Source organism: Roseiarcus sp. (assembly GCF_052145395.1).
Taxonomy (GTDB): Bacteria; Pseudomonadota; Alphaproteobacteria; order Rhizobiales; family Beijerinckiaceae; genus Roseiarcus.
In genome coordinates this window covers 1-3,994 of the sequence record NZ_JBKQOT010000305.1, presented here as the reverse complement: position 1 = coordinate 3,994, position 3,994 = coordinate 1, and the positions used below count along the sequence as shown (strand labels likewise).

4 protein-coding genes are annotated in these 3,994 nt (G+C 67.3%); 3 read left to right on the top strand and 1 reads right to left on the bottom strand.

The genetic code is table 11. The features are described from left to right. Window positions 1–214 precede the first annotated feature (214 nt). Window positions 215–1,021: a DUF2189 domain-containing protein gene (locus ACLP25_RS10265; protein WP_442469094.1), complete on the bottom strand. Its 807-nt coding sequence runs from the start codon at window positions 1,019–1,021 to the stop codon at window positions 215–217. Window positions 1,022–1,245: 224 nt separating this feature from the next. Here ACLP25_RS10265 and ACLP25_RS10260 point away from each other — a divergent pair, with 224 nt between their 5' ends. The 3 genes from ACLP25_RS10260 (at window position 1,246) to ACLP25_RS10250 (ending at window position 3,980) form a co-directional block, all read left to right on the top strand. Further along, on the top strand, window positions 1,246–1,662 hold the full coding sequence (locus ACLP25_RS10260) for a DUF6481 family protein (protein ID WP_442469093.1): 417 nt from the start codon (window positions 1,246–1,248) through the stop codon (window positions 1,660–1,662). 87 nt (window positions 1,663–1,749) lie between these two features. Then, window positions 1,750–3,057, top strand: a complete 1,308-nt coding sequence (locus tag ACLP25_RS10255; protein ID WP_442469092.1) for a homoserine dehydrogenase — start codon at window positions 1,750–1,752, stop codon at window positions 3,055–3,057. Beyond that, entirely contained in the window at window positions 3,054–3,980 is a 927-nt protein-coding gene (locus ACLP25_RS10250) for a DMT family transporter (protein WP_442469091.1), read from the top strand. Before ACLP25_RS10255 ends, ACLP25_RS10250 begins: the two co-directional genes overlap by 4 nt. Window positions 3,981–3,994: the final 14 nt, after the last annotated feature.

The following is a 3,994-nucleotide window of genomic DNA, read 5'->3' as shown; positions in this document are numbered from 1 at the left end:
CGGCGTGCTGATGCGCGCGCTCTACGGTCAGGGCACCCCAAGGGAGGCCGCAGAGGCCGCATACGCCTTCATTTTCGTCTTACAAACCGACGAAGCACTGGCCTTCGGCCTGATCGCCGTCGTCGACCGCGAATTCGCAGCGTTCGTCGTCATCGACGCCGAGCCGACCTCAAGCCGAAAACCGGGACTTCATCAACGGGCTGGTAAGCCGGCGTCAGTCGATCAGCCTGCGGTAGAGATGCCAGGTCGTGTGGCCGAGCACCGGGAGAATCACGATCAGCGCGACGAACAGGGTGACGAACGACAGCGCCAGGTCCATGCCGATCACGACGGCCCAGGCAAGCATGGTGCGGGGATTGACAAGAACCGCTCGGACGCTGGTCGTCAACGCGGTGACGAAATCGATGTCGCGATCGGCGAGCAGGGGCGGGGAGATGGCGGTGAAGGAAAACACGACCAGCGCGATGACCGCGCCGACCAAGTTTCCGACGGCGAAGAAGGCCATGCCATAGGTCGTGGTGAAGATCGTGGTGAAAAGCTCGGGGAGCGAAGGCACATGCGCGCCGAAGAACCCCAGGAAAAGAAAGACCGCCAGGTCCAGCCAGAGGATCAGAGTGAACAGGCTCACCAGCGCCAGCCATCCAAACTCCATGCCGGCCCTCGACCAGACCGCGCCCAGCACGCATCGCCAGCTGAGCGGCTGGCCCTGCTCGAGCCGCCGAGAAACCTCATAAGTCCCGGCCGCCGCGAAGGGCGCGAACAACGCGAAGCCCATGACGAAGGGATAGGCCAGGTAAAAATAGCCGAGCGCAAAAGCGACCCAGACGATACCCAGTCCGCCGACCGCATAAATCCCGCCGAAGAACATCCCATATTTCGGCGCCCGGTTGAAATCCTTCACACCGAGCGCGAGACATTCCATCAGATCGCTGATCTCGATTCGGTTGATCTTGATCGGAGCGCCCCGCTCCTCGGAATGCGCCCCGGCTGAGGATGGCCCTGCGTCAGCCATTATCGCCATTCGTTTTCTCCCTCTTGACTTCGCCTCTTTCGGGAATTGCCCGATTGGAACACGTTCCACGCGGCGAGGCAACGCTTTCTTCGACTTTGTTACGGGTTGACCGGCCGGGCGCGCGGGGCTGGTGCGTCATTGTTGCATTGCTGGAATGCAGCCAAGAATGTTGCCGTTTGGCCCGCGCTGTGGCATGAGCCCGCATCCCCGATAATCAATCGCTTCAGGAACGCATGTCCTTTACGAACGGTAACAGCTTCGCTGATCGCCAGGCGGCCGCCGCCAAGGCGCGCAAGGCGCTGGCTGAGAAATTCCTCTCCAACGCAAAATATGACCCCTCAGACCCGGCCGTGGTCGAGCGCGAGGCCAGGCGCAAGGCGATTCTCGAGGCGCGCGCCCTGCGCGAAGTCGAGCGCGCGAAGCGCCGGGCCGAGGCCGCTGCGGCGGAGGCGGCCCGCAAAGCTGCGGAGGAAGCCGCCCGCCAGGAGCAGCTTCGGGTCGAGGCGCTTCAGCGCGAGGCCGAGGCGCAGCGCTTGCGCGAGGAGGAGGAGCGTCTCGAATACGAGAAGAAGCTCGAGCGCGATGCGCGCTACGCCGCGCGCAAGGAGCGCAAGACGAAGAAGAAGTCGGTAGCCGAGCGCTGGGGCTGAGAGCGACCGGGCTTCGTTGATCCGGGCCAGTAACTCGGGCAGAAGGACGCCCGGGTCACATTATCCGGAGAGCGGAGCCAGGATGCCATGACAAAGCCCCTGCGATTGGGCGTCGCCGGTCTGGGCGTGGTCGGGACCGGCCTCGTCCAGCTCTTGCAGCGGCAGGGGAATGCGCTCGGCGTGCGGGCCGGACGCGGACTGTCGCTCGCCGCCTACAGCGCGCGCCGCAAGCGCGACGGCCGCGCAGAGATCGGCGACGCGCTCTACTACGACAACGCCGTGAAGCTGGCGGCTGAGGGCGATATCGACGTTTACGTCGAGCTGATCGGCGGGGCGGACGGGATCGCCTTCGAATCGGTCAAGGCGGCGCTCCAACGCGGCGTGCCGGTCGTCACCGCCAACAAGGCGATGCTCGCCGCGCACGGGCTCGAGCTTGCACGTCTGAGCGAAGCGCACGACGCGCCTCTCTTCTACGAGGCGGCGGTCGGGGGCGGCATCCCGGTGATCAAGACGTTGCGCGAGAGCCTCGCCGGCAACGCGATCGAGCGGGTGTCGGGTATTCTCAACGGCACCTGCAATTACATTTTGTCGCGGATGGAGACCGACAGGCTGCCATTCGACGCCTGCCTCGCGGAGGCGCAACGCCTCGGCTACGCCGAGGCCGATCCGAGCTTCGACGTCGGCGGGTTCGACACCGCCCACAAGCTCGCCATCCTCACCTCGCTCGCCTTCGGCTCGAAGATCGACGCCTCGGCCGTGTCGGTGGAAGGGATCGAGTCGATCACGCTTGCCGACCTTGTCGCCGCCGACGAGCTCGGATTCCGCGTCAAGCTGCTCGGGGTCGCCGAGCGGACGCCGCACGGGGTCGAGCAGCGCGTCCACCCGACCATGGTCGGCAAGAGCGCCCCGCTCGCCCAGATCATGGGGGTGCTCAACGCCGTGTCGATCGCCGGCGACGCGATTGGGGAGCTCACGCTGGTCGGGCCGGGAGCGGGCGGAGACGCCACCGCCTCGGCCGTCGCGGCCGATCTCATCGACGTCGCGCGCGGGACGCGCCTGCCGGCGTTCGGACGCCCCGCGGCCTCGCTTTCGGACGCCGACCGGGTGCCGATGCAACGCCACGAGGGCGGCTACTACGTCAGGCTGACGGTTGTCGACCGTCCGGGCGCGATGGGCGCGATCGCCGCGCGGTTCGGCGAGCGGATGATCTCGCTCGAAGCGATCATGCAGAAGCGCGCGACCAGGGAATCGGCGGCCGCCGGAGTCGTGCCGGTCGTGCTGATGACGCATGGCACGACCGAAGCCCTGATTCGCGACGCGCTCGCCCGGACCCTCGAGGAGGGGGTCGTACGAGAACGGCCACAGGTCATCCGGATCGAGCGCGAAGCGGTGTGAGACTGCTCCCCATTCCGGCGACCGGTCGCGTGGACGCGGCGGCCGAGGACCGCCGCATGCGCGTTGTCGCCATTGCGCTCATGTGCGCCACGATGGTGTGTTTCACCGCGCACGACACGTCGACGAAATGGCTCGGCCGCCAGCTGCCGATCGCCGAGATTGTGTGGGCGCGGTACATGGGCGCGACGATCGTCGCGCTGATAGCGGCGCGGCCGTGGTCGCGGCCCTCGGCGCTCGTGTCGAAGCGTCCAGGGCTGCAGGCGTTGCGCTCGCTGCTGCTGCTCGCCACGACCGGATGCGTCGTGGCCGCGCTCCGCAGCCTCCAGCTCGCCGAATCGGCGACGATCTCGTTTTTGACGCCGATCTTCGTCGCGCTCGCGGCGGGACCCCTGCTCGGCGAGCGGGTCGGGCGCGAGCGGCTGATCGCGATTATCGTCGGCTTTCTCGGCGTGCTGATCGCCACGCGGCCAGGGACGAGCGCGTTTCAGCCCGCGGTCCTGATCGCCGTGGCCGGCGTCGTCTTCAATGCGGGCTACGTGATCGCGACACGGAAGCTCGCGGGCGTCGACGGGTCGAGCACCACGCTCGTCTGGACCCAGGCGGCGGGCATCCTGCTGGTGACGCCGCTGCTTCCCTGGGTCTGGGTGACGCCGTCGTCCCCCAGAGTCTGGGCGGTGTTGGCGGGGCTCGGCGTGTTCGGCGCCGCCGGCCACGCGCTCCTGATCGTGGCCCACAAATACGCGCCGGCGCCGGTGCTGACGCCATTCTCCTATACCCAGCTCATCTGGATGATCGTGTCGGGTCTTCTCGTATTCGGCGACGTCCCGCCGGTCGCGACCCTGATCGGCGCGGCCGTCGTGGTCGCTTGCGGCGCGTTTCTGGCGGTGCGCGAGCGGGCAGGGCGCGGAGTGGGGGCGGGGTAGAGGTTCCCTTCAGA